Below are 18,884 nucleotides of genomic sequence, written 5' to 3' on the forward strand. Positions count from 1 at the left end.
GAAGGTCGGCGCGGCTGGGCCATGGCCAGCGCACGCCGCGGATGGTTTCGGGACGGCCCGAGGTTTCCAGTGCGCGGATGATCTCTGCGAGGCCGAAGATGCCTGTTGATTTCCACTGAGAGCTGACCCGGTGGGGATGCGGACAAAAACTTGGACCGATTTCACGGCATAAGGCCAAGGCTTCTGCGGTATTCGATGGGGCTTCGGCCGCCAAGTGACAGCTTGATGCGCGTTTCATTATACCAGTGGATGTAGGCATCCACAGCGTCGATGAACTGGGCAAGAGTGAAGGCCCGCCAATCACACGGATAAGAGAACTCGGTCTTGAGGCGGCCGAAGAAGCCTTCGCATGCGGCATTATCTTGCGAACTCGCCTTGCGCGGACATTGAACGTATGATCCCCGCTCCGTTGACGCGCTCCAGCCAGCCAGACCAGCGATAATGGCCTCCCCGATCACTGTGGATGATCGGCCCGGCGCAGGACTTCGGGTAACCAGCCGCTGCACTTGAGAAACCACGCAAGTCCAAACATTGCTTGCGAACTGCCCCAAATGGCCGCCCGCAAGAAAACGAGGTGCGTGTCTTGCTCCGCCGGAAAGCCGGTCCCGAGTTCGAAAAACTAAGCAGGCACTTAGAGGTCCAGCCATGAACGCAGGACGAACAGCGATGCCTCAATCAGAACCACTAATGCAAGTCAGTCGGCTACCAGACTGTCCTGCATCTGCACAGGGTTGGATTTCGATCGAGTAAGGGTTGGGTCAGACATTCCGCCCTGCCACCCGGTGAATTAGCCACAAGTTGCGCAGGTAGATGAGCAGCCCGAGCGACTGGCCCAGCATGAAGACCGGGTCGCGGCGGTGGATGGCATAGGCCAGAAGTGTCAATCCGCCACCAAGCGAAAAGTACCAAAACGCGACCGGGATCACCGACCGCCGGGCACGTTCCGACGCGATCCATTGCAGGATGAACCGCGTCGAAAACAACACCTGTCCAGAAAGGCCGATGCCGATCCAGATCAGTTCATAGACACTGTCCACACCGAACCACGCGACCAGTTCTGCTATCATGGCTTTGGCTCCGCAACCGCGACGGCCCAGACCTTGCGACGGCGCCGGATCAGCCAAGCAACGCCGAACACGTCGACCACGCCAACAAGAGCGCGCTGGAGGTTGCCATATTTCGACCGACCGGCACGCCGCGGCCGATGACCGACGTCGACGAGCATCACCCGCCATCCGTCCCGGACGAACAGCGCCGGCAGAAACCGATGCATGTGATCGAAGTAAGGAAGTGCCAGAAAGGCATTACGGCGAAAGGCCTTGAGCCCGCAGCCTGTGTCACGCGTGCCGTCCTTTAGTAGCGCTCGCCGGATGCCGTTCGCTGCCCAAGATGCTAGACGCCGCGGTGGAGGATCGTTCCGGTGCGTTCGCTGACCTGCAACCAGACCAAGACTCTGGTCCGGACCGCACAGCAGCGGGCGGAGCAGCCGGAGCAGGTCGCCTGGCGGGTTTTGACCATCGCCATCGAGGGTGCAGATTACATCTGCCGTGGCAACCGTGACGCCGGCATGGATCGCAGCGCTTTGCCCTGCGGCCGGATCATGTCGCAACACGCGAAGTGGCAGACCGGCCATGCGTCGTTCGGCCAGCACGGCCGGGGTCTCGTCGGTCGAGCCATCATCGACGACAATCACCTCGTAGGACAGACAAGGGCGCAGAACGGCGTCAATCTCGTCCAGAAGTGCGCCGATGGCCCCGGCTTCATTGCGCGCGGGGATTACAACGCTGATCCGGTGCCCGGTGAATTCCGCGCTCATGCCCGCCGCCGTGTTTTGCGGCGCAGCCAAGTGACGGCCGACCAAGGCGCGACGGCCACCACCCAGCCCCAAAGCGCGCCCGCAATCGTCTGCCACAGCGTGTGGCGACCCGCCTCGATCCGCGATCCGCCGGTAAAGGCGGCGCCCAGCAGTGCAGCGCCCTTGGTCACAGGATGCAGCCTGGAGCAGTGGTGCAGCAGATGGACCGCACCAAAGGTTGCTGCCGCCGTATGCCCTGACGGAAAGCCGCGACCGCCGCCATCGGGCCGCAAGTTCATCGGGTGGTCGCCAAGCGTCAGCTTGGGCGTCTTGATGCCGACTTCCAGCACTACATAACGGCCCAGGATCACCAGACCTTCGCCCTGCGCCGCAGCGCAGGCCAGCGCGGCCAGCGGCAGGACGACCTGCAACGCGTCGCCCAGCCGTTGATTGTTGGGGACGGTGGTGAGAACGGTCAGAGCCAGGACCACGCCGATCACATTGCTCAATGGCGACATGCGTTGGCCTTTTGCGTGACCCTCGTGCCCTGAACTCTCACGGTCGTGACGTGGAACGATTTCCATCGCGCCCCCTGTTTCGAAACTGCATTGCCGCGGCGCGGATCGCGCGGCGTTCACGAGTGAGATGGTTGGAGATCGTGGGGTCGCGCCATCACGGCTGCACGAACGGACGGGGCGCTTGCACAAATGGGCCGGGCGCATAGTTTGAGGCTGCGTCCGCCTAGCCTATGGTTCGCGTGACTGCAGACGCACCATGTTAAAAAGGCCTGACGTGATCCCCAAAACTCCATTCGTCGCTGCATTGCGGGCTGTAATTGATCCGCGGCGGTCGTGGATCGGCTATCTTGTGGCAGTGGGCACTGGCCTGGCGGTCGGGATCACGCTTTTGGAACCTTCGGCCTCGGCCCATCTGTCGCCCTTCCAGAGGCTTCTGTTATGGATCGGCCAGGTCGGGGTTGCGCTGGTGATCCTTGAATGTGTTCAGCTGGGCCTCGGCCGGACTGCGATTGCCCGCCATGTGTCACCGTTGCTTCTGGTGATTCTGGGCGGTGTCATCGGGGCGATACTGTTCTCGTCCCTGTCGATCCTGCTTCTGGAGGGATTGCTAGCTGGTCCGGACCCCGAGGATGTCACCGAAGATATCTCCATGGCTAGCCTGCTTGCTGAACTGCGCGACAGCGCGGGCCAGGTCGTGGTGTTCTGGGTGCTGCTGAATGCACCCCGGCTGATCATGATCGCGAGGGATCAGGAGGATGGCTCGGAAGAGACGGACGCCAACCACCGGAAAGCCACGGAAACCCCTTCCTCCACGCAGGCCGACCCTGCCCGCAGCACAGCCCTGGTCGAGCTTGTGTCGCGCCTGCCGAGCAGGCTGGGCACCGACATCGTCGCCATGACGGCCGAGCTGCATTACCTGCGCGTCTACACCTGGCAAGGCAATGCTCTTATCCTGATGTCCTTCGGCCGCGCGGTTGCGGCCCTACAGGTCGTGTCAGGCATGGCGGTGCATCGGTCGCACTGGGTTGCGCTGAACCATGTGACGGCACTAGAAACCGGCGGCGACAAGGTGGTCTGCCGAATGGATACCGGCCTTACCGTGCCGGTCAGCCGCAACAACCGCGCGGCGCTGCGCCAAGCGCTGTCTGAACGCAATCAAGGCGCGGCCCTGCGCGGCGCCGCGGCCCTCGCCGCTAGCGGATCGGAAAGGGCATGACCGCCCCGGGCGCTGTACTTGACCGTGGCTGGCATTGGGTCGTATCCGGGCCGGCGCGGGCCCGACTTGCGCTGGTCGCACTGTGCCTGATCCTCTTCCTGCCGTGGTTCGCCGATTTCCCTGTGACTGACCGTGACGAGGCGCTCTTTGCGCAGTCCAGCCGCCAGATGGCCGAAACCGGCGACCTCTTGCGCATCCGGTTTCTGGACGAGGCGCGCAACAAGAAGCCGGTCGGCATTTACTGGCTACAATCCGCCGCCGTCACGCTGACGACCGGCCCGGAAGACAACGCGATATGGCCCTACCGGCTGCCTTCGCTGATCGGCGCAATCTTGGCCGTTTTGCTGACGCACAGCATTGCCCTGCGGCTGATGTCGGCGCAAGCGGCCCTGGCGGCAGGGTTTATCCTGGCGGCAAGCCTCGTCCTTGCAGGAGAAGCGCGCCTGGCCAAGACGGACGCGGCCCTGCTTGCGGCCACACTCGGCAGCATGGCGGTGCTTGTCCGGGTCTGGATCGACCGGCCGGATCGGATTTCGTCCCTTGGACGCGTGCAGTTCTGGGGCTGTCTTGCCGCAGCTGTGCTGCTGAAGGGGCCGATTGGGCCTTTGGTCGTGGGCCTGACACTGCTGGCGCTGGGTGGATACGAACGCCGCTGGGCCTGGGCCATGGCCCTGCTGCGCGGGGGCGGGCCACTTCTGTTTCTGGCGATCACTGCGCCTTGGTACCTGGCGATCACCTGGGTGGAGGGGTGGTCCTTCTGGGAAGACTCCCTCGGTCGAGACCTTCTGGGGAAGGTCGCGGCCGGACAGGAAAGCCATGGTCTGCCGCCGGGCAGCCACCTGCTGGCGCTGGCGTTCAGTTTCTGGCCCGGGACGGCGTTGCTTTTGCTGGCCTTGCCGGGGTTGCGCTTGGCCCTAGGCAATCCGACGGTACGGCTTGCACTCGCCTGGGCCTTGCCGTTCTGGATCGTGCTGGAACTGACACCGACCAAGCTCTTGCATTATCCCCTGCCCGTGTTTCCGGCCCTGGCGATGCTGGCGGCGGACCGGTTCTTTTCCGGGCAGTCCCCGGGTCGCGGCTGGGTGCTCGGAGCGGCTGGCCTAGCGGTTGCAGGGCTTATGGTTCCGGCGGGCCTGATCGTGGTCCTAGCCCGAGACGGATCCTACAACGCGACCGCACTGGTGACACTGGCCGGAAGCCTTTTCTGCGCAGCGCTGTTTTCCCGCCAACTGGCAAGCGGCCGCCGGATCCAGGCGCTTGGTGCCATGCTGCTGCTGGCCGCAACGGGCCACTGGGCGACCTTGACCGTCGCAGCCCAGACACCTTGGCTTTGGCCGTCGGCAGCCGTTGCGCGGCAGATCTCCGACTTGCCGCCCTGTCCGGGACGACTGCTCGTAGTTGCCGGGTTCAACGAGCCCTCGATGGCCTTTGTCAGCCAAATGCCGGTTGCCTTTGTCGATGCCCCAACGCTTGCAACCGCGCTTCTGGCCGATCCCTGCGTCATCGGGGTGATCGATCAACAGCTTCTCCCCGACCTGATGGCGAAGGGAGCCATCCAGATCGGGGATACGGTCGAAGGATTCGCCATCGGCTCGGGTCGCCGCGTTTCCTTGGTAATTGTGCAAGGGCAACCCGGTTGAGCCAGCAGTCCTGCGCCTGGCGATCGGGACCACCAGGCCAAGAGGGCAACCGCCGCCCCGACGCTCCGAGGCGGCGGCACTTTTGGCGAGCTTAGAAACGGAACGCTCGGCCGATGCCGATCGAGGATGTCGTGAAGGTGTCCTTGGAGGCGAACGGCGCGTTCCGTGCATCGCCAAGGAGGGTTCCGACCCCGACCGAGGCCTCGACAAACCAGCTGTCGGTGATCGCATAGCGCATCGAGAGATCGAGCGTAGCCTCGGTGAAGCCCGCGCGTGGGGCGAACGCATCGTAGCTCGATCCCGCCGCTTGCGCGGCGGTCACCCCATAGTAGGCGTTCACGTAAGCGCGGTTGCCATAAACAGACGACAACTCAACCTCGTAGCTTAGTCGGTCGGAGAGTGTGTTCTCGAACCCGACCCCGAATTCGAGAAAGGTGCCGCCATGTCCTGATCCTATATCGGTGACGACCGCGGCATCGAATTCTACCGGGCCCCATTCGCCCTCGGTGAAAAGCGCCAATTCAACAGCAACGTCTAGATCCCCAAGGCCGGCCAGCCGCGGGTCATCTTCCTCCTTGCGGCCCTCTCCAAGTCCCAGTGCCACGCCGAAGGTCAGTTCGGAAGGTCCGTCAGTTACAAAGAGGTCAGCACCAATGCCAAGCTCGCCGATAAAGAGCCGCCCGTATCTGGCCTCGATAACGGGGACAGGCTCGACTTGCGACTTGTCAGAGCCCCTAAAGATCGGTTCCCAAGTGGCGCCGAGACCGAGGACAAGAAAACCCCCATCCTCCTCTTGGCCTTGCGCGAGTGCGGCGGTTCCGGTTGCAAGAAGAACGGCAGACGTCAGTGCCACGAGAGACGTGGATGTGTTCAGGATAGTCATTTGTTGAGACTCTCTTTGGGAACGGGTCAGTTCGAGTTGAGCAGGGGAATTGTAAGTATGCTCGGTGCTCCGCCCCCAGTGACGATGGCGAAGGTGGCGGGTTGCATCTCGCTGGAGGTGAAAAGATCACCGCCGGTTTGCGGATTCCGGTCCCAGGCCGGGAAGTCGGAACCCGCAAGCAGAAGTGCGATCCGGTGCCCGCGATCGACTTGATGAACGATCTGCCCGAGGTCAACCGAGACCTGCACTTCGCCTGCGGACGTATCTGCCATCCGTGCGAGGTGCGACAGGATCAGGTTGGCCGTCCCATCGGGCGCGATGTCGAGCAGCCGGGCGCTAACGTCAAGGCTTGGGGCATCTGTGCGGATTGTAAGTTGCGCTACGACAGCCCCTGCGATCATGGTATCGGCCGCGGTTGGTGCAGTCTGGAAGACGGCGACGTCCGGTCTGCCCAGCAGGCTGGAGTGATCCAGGGAACCCGCTGCCGCCAGAAGGTTGCGGCCACCAAGGGTCGGAACCGGATCGGTCGGATCACTGGTAAAGGCCACCTCCGCTGTGGTCCCGTCACCAGATAGTTCAAGTCCGCCGTCCGCCGTCAGTTGGACCATTAGCGCCGATGCAATTAGGTCGGACATACCATCTACGCGAAGAAACTCCCCGCCCGTCCCCTGGACGGCAAGCTCAACGGTCTCACGGTCCGGCATCGGTCGGTCCTTAAGCCAATGGTCGAACCACGAAAGCATCCGCGGTTCCGGATAGATGCGGGGATCGTCGATCTCGTAATGGCTGCCGTTGACGATCAGGAGTTCCGTCGGCACACCGCGCTCCACGAGATCTTCATGAAGCGCGATCGAGCTTCGGACGAAGCTGTCCTGCCAGAGACTGACGATCGAGGTCGGGACCGTGATGTCGTCGCGTACGTCAAGTTCCGTGCGATAGCTTGCAAGAACGTCCGCATCGGTGAGAAGGCTCCAGAACGGCATCAGTCGCTCCAGTTCCGGGGACTGGCCGAGGGGCGCGGCCATCCAGACGTCCGACGACAGCGGATCCCCAATGCCCTGCGACAGCGCGCTGAAGTATCTGCCAATAGCATCGACGAAGCCCGGAACCTCGTCGGGCGCGATGCCGCGCGCTTCGAAATGCGCGGGGCTGACGTCGAAGGCAAGCGAGGCGCCCTGAAGCAGCAGCGTCTCGGCTTTCAGGCCGCCCCCTGCCGGTGCCATGTCGGTACCGAAGGGGTCGGCCGGGGCTGCCTGCAGGAAGACGGCATCAAGCGAGGGCGGCTGGGCGGCGGCGGCCAGTGCAGCCGTCATGCCGAGCCCGCTGTCTCCGAAAATGCCGATGCGCCCGTTGCTCCACGGCTGGTCAGCCACCCATTCGACAAGGTCGTAGCCGTCGTTGCGGTCGTCGAGCCAGCTGCGATCGACGCCCCCTGACCCCATGCGACCGCGGGTGTTTTGGATGACGAGCGCATATCCGTTCTCGGTGATCAGCGGCCAGCCCCGGGCAAGTGCCTCAGCCGGATCAAGGTCATCGTCGTCGTCGCCTTTATCCTCGTCCTCTGCAGTCGCGAGGTGGGCTAGGGTCTGGCGGCTATCGAAGAGCTCGCCCCCCAACGGCGTGATCGGAAGGCCGTAGATCGTGCGCGTCACCAGGGTGGGAAACGGCCCTTCGCCCTTGGGCAGATAGACGAAGGTCTCGAGTGAGACACCGTCGCGCATGGCAACCTCGATCGGCATGATATTTGGATCCGCCAGTGCAAGGGTCGTTTGGGCAAACAGTCCTACGGTGACAAGTGCCACACGGAGCTGGATCGCTAACGGCGAGTTGTTCTTGAAGGCTGGTAGGTGTGGCATTCGAAAACCTCAGTTGTGAGAAATTCCAGAGACATCAAGCAATTGCGATACCTCAAACGAGTCTGCACCAATTGCAGGTAACTTTGCATCGAGGGCCACCGGACCTCAAACTGGGGTCAGGCTGCTGTCACTGTCATCGTACGGACAGGGGAAGCTGCGCCTCAGAGCCGCGTTTGCGGAACGGAGATAGCCGACTTTGCATCATGCTAGAGGAAAAAGCGAAAGCGAAAGTGACTATACTACTCGTGCACTAAACCTGATCGTTCGTGCAAACCGAGTTGGCCTTCTTCCATCCAATGCCATCACCACAAGCAGGCTGACGAAAAGTGCTGGCGGCGCCCAAGCATTCGTCTTCCTCAGGCGGTAATTTGGACCGTCCTTACTGGTGCGGCAGAGGATGATAGGACGGCATGAGCGTGTGGCAGAGATACAGGATTAATATTCTACGAGTGCTGACAGGAATATTCGTGCTTTTGGCATTAACAGTTGAGCCAGTGTTTCCTCGTGAGTCAGCAGTCGGACTTCTATTGGACGCAGCTGGCAGCATTCTTCTGTTCGCTGGTGTGATTGGAAGATTTTGGTGCACACTCTACATTGGTGGCCGCAAGAATCTCGAGGTCATCGACTTAGGACCATACTCAATTTGCAGGCACCCTCTCTACTTTTTCTCGAGTATTTCTGCACTCGGCTTCGGGTTTTTGCTTGGGAGCGTTTTGTTAGCCATGCTAATATTCGCGATTGTCTCGGCAGTTCTTTTCGTCACTGCCAGTCACGAAGAACGCTATCTGGAGTCCAAGCTGGGTGTCAGCTACATGAAATATTCGAGGGAGGTACCCCGGTTCTTCCCAAGCGTTCGCCTGTTCAGCACTTCCTCTGAGGTGACTGCCAGCGTTGCAGTGCTCAAGACCAACTTCATGGATGGATTAGTCTTCCTATCACTTCTTCCCTTGTCGAAGGTCTTAATTCTTCTGCGTGCTGCGATCGATTGGGAATTAGCTCGCTTGATTTAGCAACTGTATGAAGCTGCTGAAGCTTTGGCGTAGCCCAGTCTGAAAAGAAATAGGCCAATGGAAAGAGCGCCCGCTTGAGGTCGCCCCAACCTTGGCATCGGAGGAACATCGGCGCGAGCGAGCAGACTCGACGCGAACCCGGCCAAGGAGCGTGTCCAAGTCGCGCGTGCGATAGTCATGGATGGCGCGAACCGAGGAACAAGCAGGGCAGATGCGGCTTTCACAAATGACCTCATCGACCTAGTCGTAAAGGACTACTCTATAGATCTGTTCGATTATCCTCTTCCCACCCTCGAAGCGCAGCCCGAATCCTTCTAGGCACGTCACCTGGTACGGTCGCGAGATTCCGTCAAGCTGATGAATGCGCTTCTGACCATTATCGAAGGTCGTTTCGACCGTAATCCGCACGTCCATGGCAGCCTCCCACGGAAAAAGCTCATCATTTCACGGGCCGCAGCGACGAAAATGACCCCACGTTCTATTCTCTCCCTTCTCCGGTCTAGGAACTATCAAACGACGCGATCGTCACCATCCCCATCTGCGCGTCCTCAGAACCGACAGCAGGCCGCCGTGTCATCAGCACGTCACACTGAGCGAAGCAAGGAAATACTGCCTCCGGACAGCCCAGGGTTCGGGCCAGGATTACATTCCGCAAGGTCCACTCAAAGTCATGAGACTACTGGAGAGCAGGTCAAGCCGCTATGTCAAACTTTAAGCTTCCGAATTGTTCGAGATCAGATCGTCTGCACCCGCCGCAGGAACTGCGCCAGCGCTGCGTCCATCGCCTCGGCCGCCCGCTCGACCGACACGACACCCCCCAGCACATCCCCCGCCGCGCGGTTCGCGTTCTCCGAAGCCGTCTGAACCTCCGTCAGGCTCTCGTTCGACTGCCCCACGCGCCCCGCCGTCCGCGACATGCGCTCGGCGATGTCATGTGTCACCTCGCCCTGCTGCGTCGCCGCCGACGCGATCCCCCGCGCCTGATCGTTCACCTGCCCGATCGAGGCCGCAATCGCCCGCATCGCCTCCGAATTCCGCTTCACCGCCGACAGCACTGACCGCACCTCGCCCGTGATCTCATGCGTCGACTCCGTCGTCCGCGCCGCAAGCTTGCGGATCTCGCTCGCCACCACCGCAAAGCCGCGACCCGCAGCCCCCGCATGGCTCGCCTCCACCGCCGCGTTCAGCGCCAGAAGGTTCGTCTGCCGCGCCACGTCGTTGATCAGCGTCACGATCCCCGTGATCCGGCCCGCGACCTTCTCCAACTCCGCAAGCAACTGCGCCGCATCCTCGGCCCGCATCGCGGCATCGCCGGCCAGCGCATTCGTCTCCTGAATGCCCGCGACCACCTCGTTGATCGAACTCGACAACTGCTCCACCGCCGCCGCCACGCCCGACACATCCGCCGCCGTCAGCTCCGACCCCTCCTTCACATGGCTCGTCTGGCGGCTCGTCTCCTCGGCCGTCGCGGCCATCGTCTCGGCCGCCCCCCGCGCCTGCACCGCCGCCGTCCGCAGCGTCTCCACCACCTCCGACGTCCGGCTCTGGAACTCCGACCCCAACCGCTTGATCGGGCGCAACAGCCATGCCGACAGGATCAGCCCCGCCAGCACGACCGCAACCGCTACCCCGATCCCCGTCTGGATCGCCGACTGCATCGCGGCCTCCGACACGGCCATCACCTCGGATCGCTCCACCATCGTCAGGATCGACCAGTCCAGCCCCGGAATCTCCAAGGGCCGATAGGCCGCAACCACCTCCACGCCGCGATGATCCGGTGCAGCCGTCGCCCCACGCTCCCCGGCAGCCGCCTCAGCCGCAATCGCGCCGGGCACGGGCGCCGCCAGATCGATCCCCTCGGCAAAGCGCGGCGCCGACCGCACCCTCCCATCCGACCCAAGGATAAAGGCGTCCAGCGTCTTGCGCTCATGCTCGCCCGGCGCAAGGATTTCCGTCCCGAAATCGATGGGAAGCTGGAAGATCAACACGCCCACCAACGTGCGCCGTTCCTTGACCGGCACCACGAGGAAGAAGGCCTGCGCCCCATAGGACGGCTCATAGGCCTCGAAATCGGTCACCAGATAGGGCTCCTGCCCCTGCGACTTGATCATGGTCTGCACCGCCTTGCCCAGCGCGGTCGAGGCATAGGGTCCGGTCGTCATCGACGTGCCGAAATCCACCTCCTTGTAGACCGAATAGATCACCCGTCCCTCATGCGGCTCTGCAAAGAGGATGTCATAGAACCCGTGCCGCTCCATGAAGTCGCGATAGGTCGGGTGCAACTCTGCATGCATCTGCGAATAACGGCTGCCGTCGCGCGCATCGTTCAGCATCTGCTTCTGGCCGACCTCCGCCCGGTTCTGCCCGATGTAAAGATGCTGCAAGGCCAGCCCGACCGGATCCATCCCTTCCATCCAGCGGGCCCTGTCCGCCTCCGTCGCGCCGGGGGTGTTCTCCTGCTGCAGGGCATAGCGCGCCTCCAGCGCCGCCATATCCGGCTCCACGGCACCCGGCAGACCCAGCTCATCCGCCGCCTCGTCCAGTTCGGCCAGCACCTTCACCTTTTCGGGCATCTGCGCAAGCCCGATGCCCAGATCGACCAGATCGTCGAAATACCGCTCGATCGCCGCACCCCGGAGCTCCGTCGAAGTCTGGATTTCGTCAGAGGCCGTCGTTTCGGAAAGACTGGCAAGACGATCGATGTCGATCTTCATCACCACCGCCATCGGTACGAGCCCCGCCAACAGCAAGGCGAGCGAAATCTTCCACTTGAAACGCATTGCAATTTGTCTCCCTGCAACGCCAGCCTCACTTAATTTACGGTCCTGCGTTGAAACATCTTATGGAGCCGCTCCAAGACCTATCCTCAAGAGCATCTATATCGCCCCGGCTGCGTTTGGACTTGCCCGGAAAAAGTGGAGAGCATCAACTGAGGAACTAGGAGGTGTTCTATGGGAAACGGGAACAGGCCGACGCCGGAATTTCGGCGTGAAGCTGTGCGTCTGGCACTGAACAGTGGCCAGCCCCGACGGGAGATCGGTAAGCGCCGTCTTGACCCCACCTTCCTGCTGAATCCGTAAGCTGCGATGCGCCTCTGTGTGGAGATTTGCACGGGAGGCGTCATTGGGAGTCCATCGGGAGCGCAGTATGGAGACCGTTGGGTTTGTGGAGCTTTTGGCGGCTCCGGCGGCCAAGCGGCGATGGTCTGACGAGGCGAAGGGTCGGATGGTGGCGGAGACGCTGGTGCCCGGTGTCACGGTGAACGAGGTGGCACGTCGACATGGGTTGAAGGCCAATCACCTGTCTTCTTGGCGGACGCTGGCGCGGCAAGGCAAGCTTGTGGTGCCGGAATTTGCTGGGGCGGAGTTCGCCGCGCCGAAGGCAGTGTCGCAGCCGGTCGAGACGCCGGTGGAAACGGCGTCGATTGATCTGATCATCGGGCCGGTGACGGTGCGGCTGGACGGTGCCACGCCTGCGGCACGGGTCGCGGAACTGGTCATGGCGCTGCAGGCCCGCCCGTGATCTTTCCGTCGAACCGCGTGCGGATCATGGTTGCCACGAAGCCCATCGACTTCCGCAAGGGCCATGACAGCCTGGCGGCGATGGTGAAGAACGAGCTGCGCAAGGACCCGTTCACTGGGACGGTCTTCGTGTTCCGGGCCAGAAAGGCGGATCGTCTGAAGCTACTCTACTGGGACGGCACCGGTCTGGTGCTGGCCTACAAGCGTCTGGAAGAGCATAGCTTCACCTGGCCCGCCGTGAAGGATGGGCTGATGCTGATGAACCACGCGCAGTTCGAGGCGCTGTTTGCGGGGCTCGATTGGCGGCGGGTTCGGGCCGTCGGGGCGAAGGCTCCCGAAGCGGTGGAATGACGGGATCTGCCCTGCGGCAGGATGACTCGGTTTGTGCTTTGCGCGGGCATTGGCAGGGCCACCATGGTAGACCCGCGCCATCCCGAAGACTGCTGATCTGCTTGAAGAAATTGCTACGCTGAAGGCGATGTTGATCGCCGAGGAGGCGCGCGGCAAGCGCAAGGACGAGCGCATTGCACGGCTGGAAAAACTGGTCGCGGCCTTCAAGCAGGCGGTCTTCGGTCGCAAGTCGGAGAAGAGCGATCCGGACCAGTTCGAGCTGGCACTGGAAGACCTCGAAACGGCCATGGCCGTGATCCATGCCGAAGAGGATGCCGAGGATCGCGCGGTCAAGCGCCCCGCCAAACCGCGTGCTGCAAATCGTGGATCGCTGCCAAAGCACCTGCCGCGCATCGAAGAGGTCATCGAGCCGGACAGCCTGACCTGCGCCTGCGGCGGCTGTTTGCACTGCATCGGTGAAGACGTCTCAGAACGGCTCGACATCGTGCCCACCCAGTTCCGCGTCATCGTGACCCGCCGTCCCAAATATGCCTGCCGGTCCTGCACTGATGGTATTGCACAGGCGGCGGCCCCTGCGCGTCTGATCCCGGGCGGCATGCCGACCGAAGCCACGGTCGCCCATGTGCTGGTCAGCAAGTATGCCGATCACCTTCCGCTTTACCGTCAGGCCCAGATCTACAGCCGCCATGGCGTCGATCTTGACCGCTCCACCCTTGCCGATTGGGTCGGTCGCGCGGCCTTCGAGCTCCGGCCCGTCCATGATGCGCTGATGGCGGACCTGAAGCGGTCCACCAAACTCCTCATGGACGAAACCCGCGCCCCGGTCCTCGATCCGGGGGCCAGAAAGACGAAGACCGGATACTTCTGGGCACTGGCCCGCGATGACCGGCCATGGGGCGGCACGTCACCACCGGGCGTGGTCTTCACCTATGCCCCCGGTTGGGGCGGGCAACATGCCGAGCGGATATTGCAGGGCTTCGGTGGCATCCTGCAAGTCGATGGCTATGCCGGATACAACCGCCTGATCGCTGCGGACCGGATCGGTCCGGGCATCCATCTTGCCTATTGCTGGGCCCACGCGCGCCGCAAGCTGATCGAGATCACCCGCACCGGACCCGCGCCAATTGCCGAGGAAGGCGTAGCGCTCATCCGCGATCTCTACGCCATCGAGGCCGAGATCCGCGGTAGCGCCCCCGCCACCCGACTGTCCGTCCGGCAGGACCGCCCCGCCCCGATCCTCGCCCGCATCGATGACTGGCTGACGCACCACCGCGCCCGCGCCTCGGCCAAGTCCCCTTTGGGCGAAGCGGTCGCCAATTTCGCCAAACACCGCGACGGCCTCGGGCGCTTCCTGACTGATGGGCGCGTCGAGATCGACAACAACACCGTCGAACGCACCATCCGCCCCATCGCCCTGAACCGGAAGAACGCCCTCTTCGCAGGACACGATGCCGGAGCCGAGAACTGGGCCGTCATCGCCTCGCTGATCGAGACCTGTAAGATGAATGGCGTCGACCCCCACGCCTGGCTGTCAGCCACGCTCACCGCCATCGTCCAAGGCCACAAGCAGAGCCAGATCGACGATCTGCTCTCGTGGAATTACGCCGTCACCGTGTGATCGGGACATCGCTTACGGAGATCGCGGAGGATCTGGGCATTGGACTGTCGAAGGCGCAGCTTCCGGATCACGTTCAATAGTCCCATGTCGATCACTCCGGCGACCCCCTCGCACTCCCGCAGCCGGCGAGGCACTGAGCTGCTCCCCGAAAATCGGACAGTGACGGAAGCCATGATCTGACGTCTGCTGGTCTCCAAGGACGAGGTGATCAGGATATGAAGAAACGCAGAAACCATGACGCTGGGTTCAAGGCCCGCGTGGCGCTGGAGGCCGTGAAGGGCGAGCGCACGGTGTCGGAGCTGGCCGCCGAATACGGCGTGCATCCGACGATGATCCACCAGTGGAAGAAGGCGTTGCTGGACGGCGCGGCGGAGATCTTCGAGCGGGGCGGCAGGAAGGCCCCTGAGGTCGATGAGGATACGGTGCGGGCGTTGCATGCCAAGATCGGGGAGCTGGCGGTCGCCAACGATTCTTTGTCACGAAAGCTCAAGCCTTGGACCGGGAAGTGAGGCGCGGGATGATCGAGAAGAACCACCCGAGCCTGTCGGTGGGCGCACAATGCCGCCTGCTGTCGATCTCGCGCTCATCGTTCTATTACGCGCCGCAGGGCGAAACGGCCATGAACCTCGACCTCATGCTGCTGATCGACAAGCAGTTCCTGGACATGCCGTTCTACGGCGTGCGGCAGATGACGTGGCACCTGCAGAACGAGGGCCATGCCGTGAACCAGAAACGCATCCGCCGGCTGATGCGGCTCATGTGCCTGATGCCGATCTATCAGAAGCCCGACACCAGCAGGCCCGCGAAGGGGCACAAGACCTACCCCTATCTGCTGGGCGGGCTGCGGGTGGAGCGGCCCAACCAGGTCTGGTGCGCCGACATCACCTACATCCCCATGCGCAAGGGCTTCCTCTATCTGGTCGCCGTAATGGACTGGTTCACCCGCAAGGTCCTAGCCTGGCGCATCTCCAACACTCTAGAGGCGGACTTCTGCGTCGAAGCGCTGAACGAGGCGATCCACAAGTTCGGCCCGCCTGAGATCATGAACACCGATCAGGGGGCACAGTTCACGTCCTTTGCCTGGACCAACCGGCTGAAGCGGGTCGGCACCCGGATCTCGATGGACGGCAAGGGGCGCTGCCTCGACAACATCTTCATCGAGCGCCTCTGGCGATCCCTGAAGTATGAATGCGTCTACCTGCACGCTTGGGAGACCGGCTCGCAGGCTAGAACCGGCATCGGGCGGTGGATCACTTTCTACAACCACCAGCGGCCCCACGCCGCCCATGGCGGACAACCCCCCGCCGTGGTCTACTTCAACGCAATCGAAACCGATCAGCAGGTCCAGGCAGTAGCTTAAATCACCCCGAAATCTGTCCAAGAGTTGGGGAGTAGCTCAGGCTACCGGCTTGATATGGAGACTACAACGTCACTAGAGGGTTCGCCGAGGGCCTTGAGGGTCTTCAGGGCATGGCTGCGCACTGCGGACTCGAGTGCTGTCTGTATTTTGGCGGGCGAACTCTGCAGGTCTGAAAGACCGTGAATTGCCGTCCAGACGAAGTACTGGTCTTCAGCGGTTGCACGAACAATCACGCCGAAATTCTGAAGTTCGGCCAGAGACTTGCCCAACCAGTCATAGGTCGATGGTCGCGTAAGGTGGGTCGCGTTCGGGTCTCGGCCATAGGGACCGAACATTAACCGCCAGAGCCCATAGTGATCACTTGCAAACCGTACATAGGCCAGCGCCAGGGCCTGAAATCGGTCCAGCGCTGCAACCGCGTCGGGTGCGGTTGACCCAAAGGGGACAACAGCCTCGAAGCGTTCTGCGAGAAGGTCGAAGCCGGCACGAGCCACCGCGCGGAGGATCTCGTCGCGGTCGGGAAAGTGGCGGTAGATGGCCGCGGGCGACACACCAAGTCGGCGCGAGACGTCGCGCATCGACAAGAGTTCGATCGCTCCAGCACGCGCCTCCTCCATCGCGAGTGCAATGACCTCGTCGCGCAAGCGACCATGGTGGTGTGGTTTTCGGTCGATATCCGTCTTCATGACAGAGAAAGTAAACACTGTTTACAACTCCCGCAAGCCGACATAAAGTAATCACTGTTTACTTTTTGGGGGGATGACATGAACAGTCAACTGCTACCAGCCGTTATGGACCCGCACATCCGCATGGTGCCAACCCCGTTGGGCGACCTGTCGGTACGGACAGCGGGTCACGGTCCACGGCGGGTCGTGCTCTGGCCGTCAATCCTCACCGACAGCCACATCTTCGACGCGGTGGCCGACAGGCTTTCCCCTCTATGCACGTTTTTCCTGATCGACGGACCGGGCCACGGTCAAAGTCCGGGGCACGGGCAGGAATTCACCGGGGCCGAAGCTGGGCAGGCCATGCTGGCGGTGATGGATGCATTTGGCCTTCGGCGCGCTGTGGTTGGTGGGGTCTCCTGGGGCGGACTTACGGCGGCCGAAGTCGCCATGTCGGCCCCTGGACGGGTCGAGGCGCTGGTCCTGATGAACACGCCCATGGATATCGACGGTGACAGGCCGAGTTTCGGTGATCGCATGATCGCTTTCGGAGCGCGCTGGATGGCGGGACTGAAAGTCTTTCGCGACGGTGTGGCCCGCGCTTTCTTCGATGACGAAGAGCTGCGCCGTAACCCGATCTATCATTCGCAGTTCCATGCCATGCTGGCTAAAGCCAACCGGCGCAAGCTGGCGGCGGCGGTCAGGTCTGTCATCCTGCGCGGCGTGCCATTGCGCGGCAGGTTGCACGAGATCAAGGTTCCAACCCTGATGATCAGCGGCATCGCCGACAAGCTCTATCCGTTGGAGGGCCAGGCCGAGGCCGCGCTTCGCCTTCGGGACGCGTGCTTCGTGCCGGTTCGCGGCCACCACATCTCGCCGATCGACGCGGCGGACGACGTGACCGAAGCGCTGCGCGCCTTCCTGCTGGAAAGGATCCCGACATGACCCTCCTTGTCATCGGGGCCACCGGATTGCAGGGCGGAGCGGTCGCCCGGGCACTGTTGTCGCTGGGCCAGCCCGTCCGCGCCCTGACCCGCAAGATCGACAGCGCAGCCGCCCGCGCCCTTGCCGAGCTTGGCGCCGAGTTGGTGGCGGGCGATCTCGACCGCCCCGAGACCCTGGCCCCAGCCTTTGCCAGCATTCAGGGCTTGTTTTCAGTTCAGGATTTCTACGCCCCCGGTGTCGGCCTTGCCGGAGAAATCAGGCAGGGCCGCGCCGTGATTGCAGCAGCCAAGGCCGCAGGCGTGCGCCATGTGGTGCAGTCGACAATGGGCGACGGCCTTGCCCTCGGCGGCCCGGCGCACTTCTTGTCGAAGGCCGTGCTGGAACGCGACATTCGTGCCAGTGGGCTTGACTGGACGCTGCTTGGGACAGTCTGGTTCATGGACAATCTGCTTAATCCAGCGATGCAGCCGCATCTGACGTTTCCCGTTCTCTACGGCAGCCTGAAGCGTGATACGAGGTTCCAGATGCTGGCAGTCTCTGATCTGGCGCGGATGGCTGCCAAAGCCTTGACCCGCCCGGACATCTGGTCCGGTCGCAAGCTGAACCTTGCCGGAGACACCATGACGGTCGGTGCCATGAAGGCGGCCTATCGTGAGGTGACGGGGCGTGCGGCGAGGTTCTGGCCGTTGCCCGCGCCGATGCTTCGCAGACTGTCGCCGGAATTCGCTGCCCAGTTGCGCTGGCACAACGAGGTCGGTTTTGCTTTTGACCAGGCTGAACTCAGGTCGATCCTGCCAGATGCTGTGGACTTCAGGCGCTTCATTCGAGAGCGCGGTGTGACTGGCCTGTAATCTTTAGGAACGCTGTTCCTCGCAATCTGCGTTGTTGTCCCTTCCAGAAGCCTTTCAAGGCACCATTCTTTTGAAACAATACAGGTTCGTACCGCCTCCACGGCGGAGGAGCGGCGGCGCGAGCGATCCCGGCACAGATGGCCGGAGCGGGGGATGCGCGAAACAGTGCCCGATGTTATGTAGGTCAGCGAGGTCACGTCCGTCAAACTGGTATAATTTCCAGGTTGGCCTGAGGGCATGCTCAGGCGGCCTTCGTGGTTGTGCCGAGACTTGGATCGATCTCCTCCTTGTCCATCTGGGCGAAGGCCTCGACCATCATGTAGCGGCTCGAGGTCTACGAGCCGCTCTTGGGGAGGAAATTTTTAGCTTGTTTTCTTCTCGAACGCGGTTTTTGCCTTTCCGAACGCCGCCTCGATCAGGTCATCCATAGCCGCCAAGGTAGAGGCCGATGGGTTCAGAACGGCGACCCAGTTCATCCAGCCATAGACCGGATGGGGCGTAAGGATATCCGGCGCTGTGAAGTCCCACGGCCCGTCAACCACACCGCCTTTGCGAGGTCGTGCGGGTGGAGGCCCGAACCTTTCCGTGAACAGCGGCCCTGTGGTTCCGACATTCAACCGGAACATCCCTGCGCGATCCAGATGCGAGGCCTTGT

18 protein-coding genes and 2 pseudogenes are annotated in these 18,884 nt (G+C 62.4%); 9 read left to right on the top strand and 11 right to left on the bottom strand.

What is annotated here, in order from left to right:
- The 5 genes and pseudogenes from C0V75_RS23380 to C0V75_RS21920 all read right to left on the bottom strand — a co-directional run.
- The coding region (locus tag C0V75_RS23380) for a hypothetical protein (RefSeq protein ID WP_216821505.1) at positions 1 to 214 on the bottom strand (214 nt) is incomplete at its 3' end.
- A pseudogene (locus C0V75_RS21905) lies at positions 162 to 471 on the bottom strand (transposase); the annotation flags it as partial. The gene C0V75_RS23380 and the pseudogene C0V75_RS21905, both read right to left, overlap by 53 nt.
- A 287-nt stretch (positions 472 to 758) precedes the next feature.
- A complete protein-coding gene (locus C0V75_RS21910; protein WP_101923109.1) occupies positions 759 to 1,067 on the bottom strand; it encodes a lipid-A-disaccharide synthase N-terminal domain-containing protein in 309 nt (102 codons plus the stop codon).
- The gene (locus C0V75_RS21915; protein ID WP_101923110.1) at positions 1,064 to 1,816 is read right to left on the bottom strand and encodes a glycosyltransferase family 2 protein; all 753 of its coding nucleotides are present in this window, start codon (positions 1,814 to 1,816) and stop codon (positions 1,064 to 1,066) included. The genes C0V75_RS21910 and C0V75_RS21915 overlap by 4 nt, the downstream gene beginning before the upstream one ends.
- Positions 1,813 to 2,313, bottom strand: a complete 501-nt coding sequence (locus C0V75_RS21920; protein WP_158241928.1) for a phosphatase PAP2 family protein — start codon at positions 2,311 to 2,313, stop codon at positions 1,813 to 1,815. The genes C0V75_RS21915 and C0V75_RS21920 overlap by 4 nt, the downstream gene beginning before the upstream one ends.
- Positions 2,314 to 2,587: 274 nt before the next feature.
- On the opposite strand from C0V75_RS21920, the gene C0V75_RS21925 reads away from it, so the two are divergent.
- The gene (locus C0V75_RS21925) at positions 2,588 to 3,529 is read left to right on the top strand and encodes a LytTR family DNA-binding domain-containing protein (RefSeq protein WP_158241929.1); all 942 of its coding nucleotides are present in this window, start codon (positions 2,588 to 2,590) and stop codon (positions 3,527 to 3,529) included.
- Positions 3,526 to 5,169 carry a glycosyltransferase family 39 protein gene (locus C0V75_RS21930; protein WP_101923113.1) on the top strand — a complete coding sequence of 548 codons (1,644 nt, stop codon included), beginning with the start codon at positions 3,526 to 3,528 and terminating at the stop codon, positions 5,167 to 5,169. Before C0V75_RS21925 ends, C0V75_RS21930 begins: the two co-directional genes overlap by 4 nt.
- Before the next feature lie 91 nt (positions 5,170 to 5,260).
- Here C0V75_RS21930 and C0V75_RS21935 read toward each other — a convergent pair whose 3' ends face one another.
- Positions 5,261 to 6,052, bottom strand: a complete 792-nt coding sequence (locus tag C0V75_RS21935) for a MipA/OmpV family protein (RefSeq protein WP_101923114.1) — start codon at positions 6,050 to 6,052, stop codon at positions 5,261 to 5,263.
- Between the two features lie 26 nt (positions 6,053 to 6,078).
- Positions 6,079 to 7,791 carry a CocE/NonD family hydrolase gene (locus C0V75_RS21940; protein WP_158241930.1) on the bottom strand — a complete coding sequence of 571 codons (1,713 nt, stop codon included), beginning with the start codon at positions 7,789 to 7,791 and terminating at the stop codon, positions 6,079 to 6,081.
- A 527-nt stretch (positions 7,792 to 8,318) separates the two neighbouring features.
- On the opposite strand from C0V75_RS21940, the gene C0V75_RS21945 reads away from it, so the two are divergent.
- Positions 8,319 to 8,918, top strand: coding sequence for an isoprenylcysteine carboxylmethyltransferase family protein (locus tag C0V75_RS21945; protein WP_101923116.1), 600 nt, complete (start codon positions 8,319 to 8,321; stop codon positions 8,916 to 8,918).
- Positions 8,919 to 8,925: 7 nt separating this feature from the next.
- Here C0V75_RS21945 and C0V75_RS23865 read toward each other — a convergent pair.
- Positions 8,926 to 9,332: pseudogene (locus C0V75_RS23865) on the bottom strand (ISKra4 family transposase); the annotation flags it as partial.
- A gap of 320 nt (positions 9,333 to 9,652) precedes the next feature.
- Positions 9,653 to 11,698, bottom strand: a complete 2,046-nt coding sequence (locus C0V75_RS24170; protein WP_101923117.1) for a methyl-accepting chemotaxis protein — start codon at positions 11,696 to 11,698, stop codon at positions 9,653 to 9,655.
- Between the two features lie 367 nt (positions 11,699 to 12,065).
- Here C0V75_RS24170 and C0V75_RS22860 point away from each other — a divergent pair, with 367 nt between their 5' ends.
- From C0V75_RS22860 to C0V75_RS21965, 4 genes are all read left to right on the top strand, one after another.
- The gene (locus C0V75_RS22860; protein ID WP_143710498.1) at positions 12,066 to 12,440 is read left to right on the top strand and encodes a transposase; all 375 of its coding nucleotides are present in this window, start codon (positions 12,066 to 12,068) and stop codon (positions 12,438 to 12,440) included.
- A 26-nt stretch (positions 12,441 to 12,466) separates the two neighbouring features.
- The gene (tnpB, locus tag C0V75_RS22865) at positions 12,467 to 12,790 is read left to right on the top strand and encodes an IS66 family insertion sequence element accessory protein TnpB (RefSeq protein WP_143710500.1); all 324 of its coding nucleotides are present in this window, start codon (positions 12,467 to 12,469) and stop codon (positions 12,788 to 12,790) included.
- A gap of 127 nt (positions 12,791 to 12,917) precedes the next feature.
- The gene (locus C0V75_RS21960; protein ID WP_371410716.1) at positions 12,918 to 14,408 is read left to right on the top strand and encodes an IS66 family transposase; all 1,491 of its coding nucleotides are present in this window, start codon (positions 12,918 to 12,920) and stop codon (positions 14,406 to 14,408) included.
- Between the two features lie 215 nt (positions 14,409 to 14,623).
- Positions 14,624 to 15,768, top strand: a protein-coding gene (locus C0V75_RS21965; protein ID WP_371410717.1) for an IS3 family transposase whose coding sequence is annotated in 2 segments (ribosomal slippage) — positions 14,624 to 14,891 and positions 14,891 to 15,768 — 1,146 coding nt in all. Because the reading frame shifts where the segments join, the coding sequence is not laid out codon by codon here.
- A gap of 41 nt (positions 15,769 to 15,809) precedes the next feature.
- Here C0V75_RS21965 and C0V75_RS21970 read toward each other — a convergent pair.
- Positions 15,810 to 16,454: a TetR/AcrR family transcriptional regulator gene (locus C0V75_RS21970; RefSeq protein WP_101923119.1), complete on the bottom strand. Its 645-nt coding sequence runs from the start codon at positions 16,452 to 16,454 to the stop codon at positions 15,810 to 15,812.
- Positions 16,455 to 16,532: 78 nt separating this feature from the next.
- Between C0V75_RS21970 and C0V75_RS21975 the strand changes: the two genes are divergently transcribed.
- On the top strand, positions 16,533 to 17,378 hold the full coding sequence (locus C0V75_RS21975; protein WP_101923120.1) for an alpha/beta fold hydrolase: 846 nt from the start codon (positions 16,533 to 16,535) through the stop codon (positions 17,376 to 17,378).
- A complete protein-coding gene (locus C0V75_RS21980; protein WP_101923121.1) occupies positions 17,375 to 18,229 on the top strand; it encodes an NmrA/HSCARG family protein in 855 nt (284 codons plus the stop codon). The genes C0V75_RS21975 and C0V75_RS21980 overlap by 4 nt, the downstream gene beginning before the upstream one ends.
- Before the next feature lie 362 nt (positions 18,230 to 18,591).
- On the opposite strand, the gene C0V75_RS22870 is transcribed toward C0V75_RS21980, so the two are convergent.
- The coding region (locus C0V75_RS22870) for a DUF6194 family protein (protein ID WP_254216578.1) at positions 18,592 to 18,884 on the bottom strand (293 nt) is incomplete at its 5' end.

Source organism: Tabrizicola sp. TH137, assembly GCF_002855575.1.
Taxonomy (GTDB): domain Bacteria; phylum Pseudomonadota; class Alphaproteobacteria; order Rhodobacterales; family Rhodobacteraceae; genus Paragemmobacter.

Bases quoted from the DNA above. Each gene is read 5' to 3' on its own strand.
- C0V75_RS22860 (WP_143710498.1), top strand. From the start codon at position 12,066: ATGGAGACCGTTGGGTTTGTGGAGCTTTTGGCGGCTCCGGCGGCCAAG.
- C0V75_RS21920 (WP_158241928.1), bottom strand. From the start codon at position 2,313: ATGTCGCCATTGAGCAATGTGATCGGCGTGGTCCTGGCTCTGACCGTT.
- C0V75_RS21960 (WP_371410716.1), top strand. From the start codon at position 12,918: ATGTTGATCGCCGAGGAGGCGCGCGGCAAGCGCAAGGACGAGCGCATT.
- C0V75_RS21980 (WP_101923121.1), top strand. From the start codon at position 17,375: ATGACCCTCCTTGTCATCGGGGCCACCGGATTGCAGGGCGGAGCGGTC.
- C0V75_RS21915 (WP_101923110.1), bottom strand. From the start codon at position 1,816: ATGAGCGCGGAATTCACCGGGCACCGGATCAGCGTTGTAATCCCCGCG.
- C0V75_RS21910 (WP_101923109.1), bottom strand. From the start codon at position 1,067: ATGATAGCAGAACTGGTCGCGTGGTTCGGTGTGGACAGTGTCTATGAA.
- C0V75_RS21975 (WP_101923120.1), top strand. From the start codon at position 16,533: ATGAACAGTCAACTGCTACCAGCCGTTATGGACCCGCACATCCGCATG.
- C0V75_RS21935 (WP_101923114.1), bottom strand. From the start codon at position 6,052: ATGACTATCCTGAACACATCCACGTCTCTCGTGGCACTGACGTCTGCC.
- C0V75_RS21940 (WP_158241930.1), bottom strand. From the start codon at position 7,791: ATGCCGATCGAGGTTGCCATGCGCGACGGTGTCTCACTCGAGACCTTC.
- C0V75_RS21930 (WP_101923113.1), top strand. From the start codon at position 3,526: ATGACCGCCCCGGGCGCTGTACTTGACCGTGGCTGGCATTGGGTCGTA.
- C0V75_RS21970 (WP_101923119.1), bottom strand. From the start codon at position 16,454: ATGAAGACGGATATCGACCGAAAACCACACCACCATGGTCGCTTGCGC.
- tnpB (WP_143710500.1), top strand. From the start codon at position 12,467: ATGGTTGCCACGAAGCCCATCGACTTCCGCAAGGGCCATGACAGCCTG.
- C0V75_RS24170 (WP_101923117.1), bottom strand. From the start codon at position 11,698: ATGCGTTTCAAGTGGAAGATTTCGCTCGCCTTGCTGTTGGCGGGGCTC.
- C0V75_RS21945 (WP_101923116.1), top strand. From the start codon at position 8,319: ATGAGCGTGTGGCAGAGATACAGGATTAATATTCTACGAGTGCTGACA.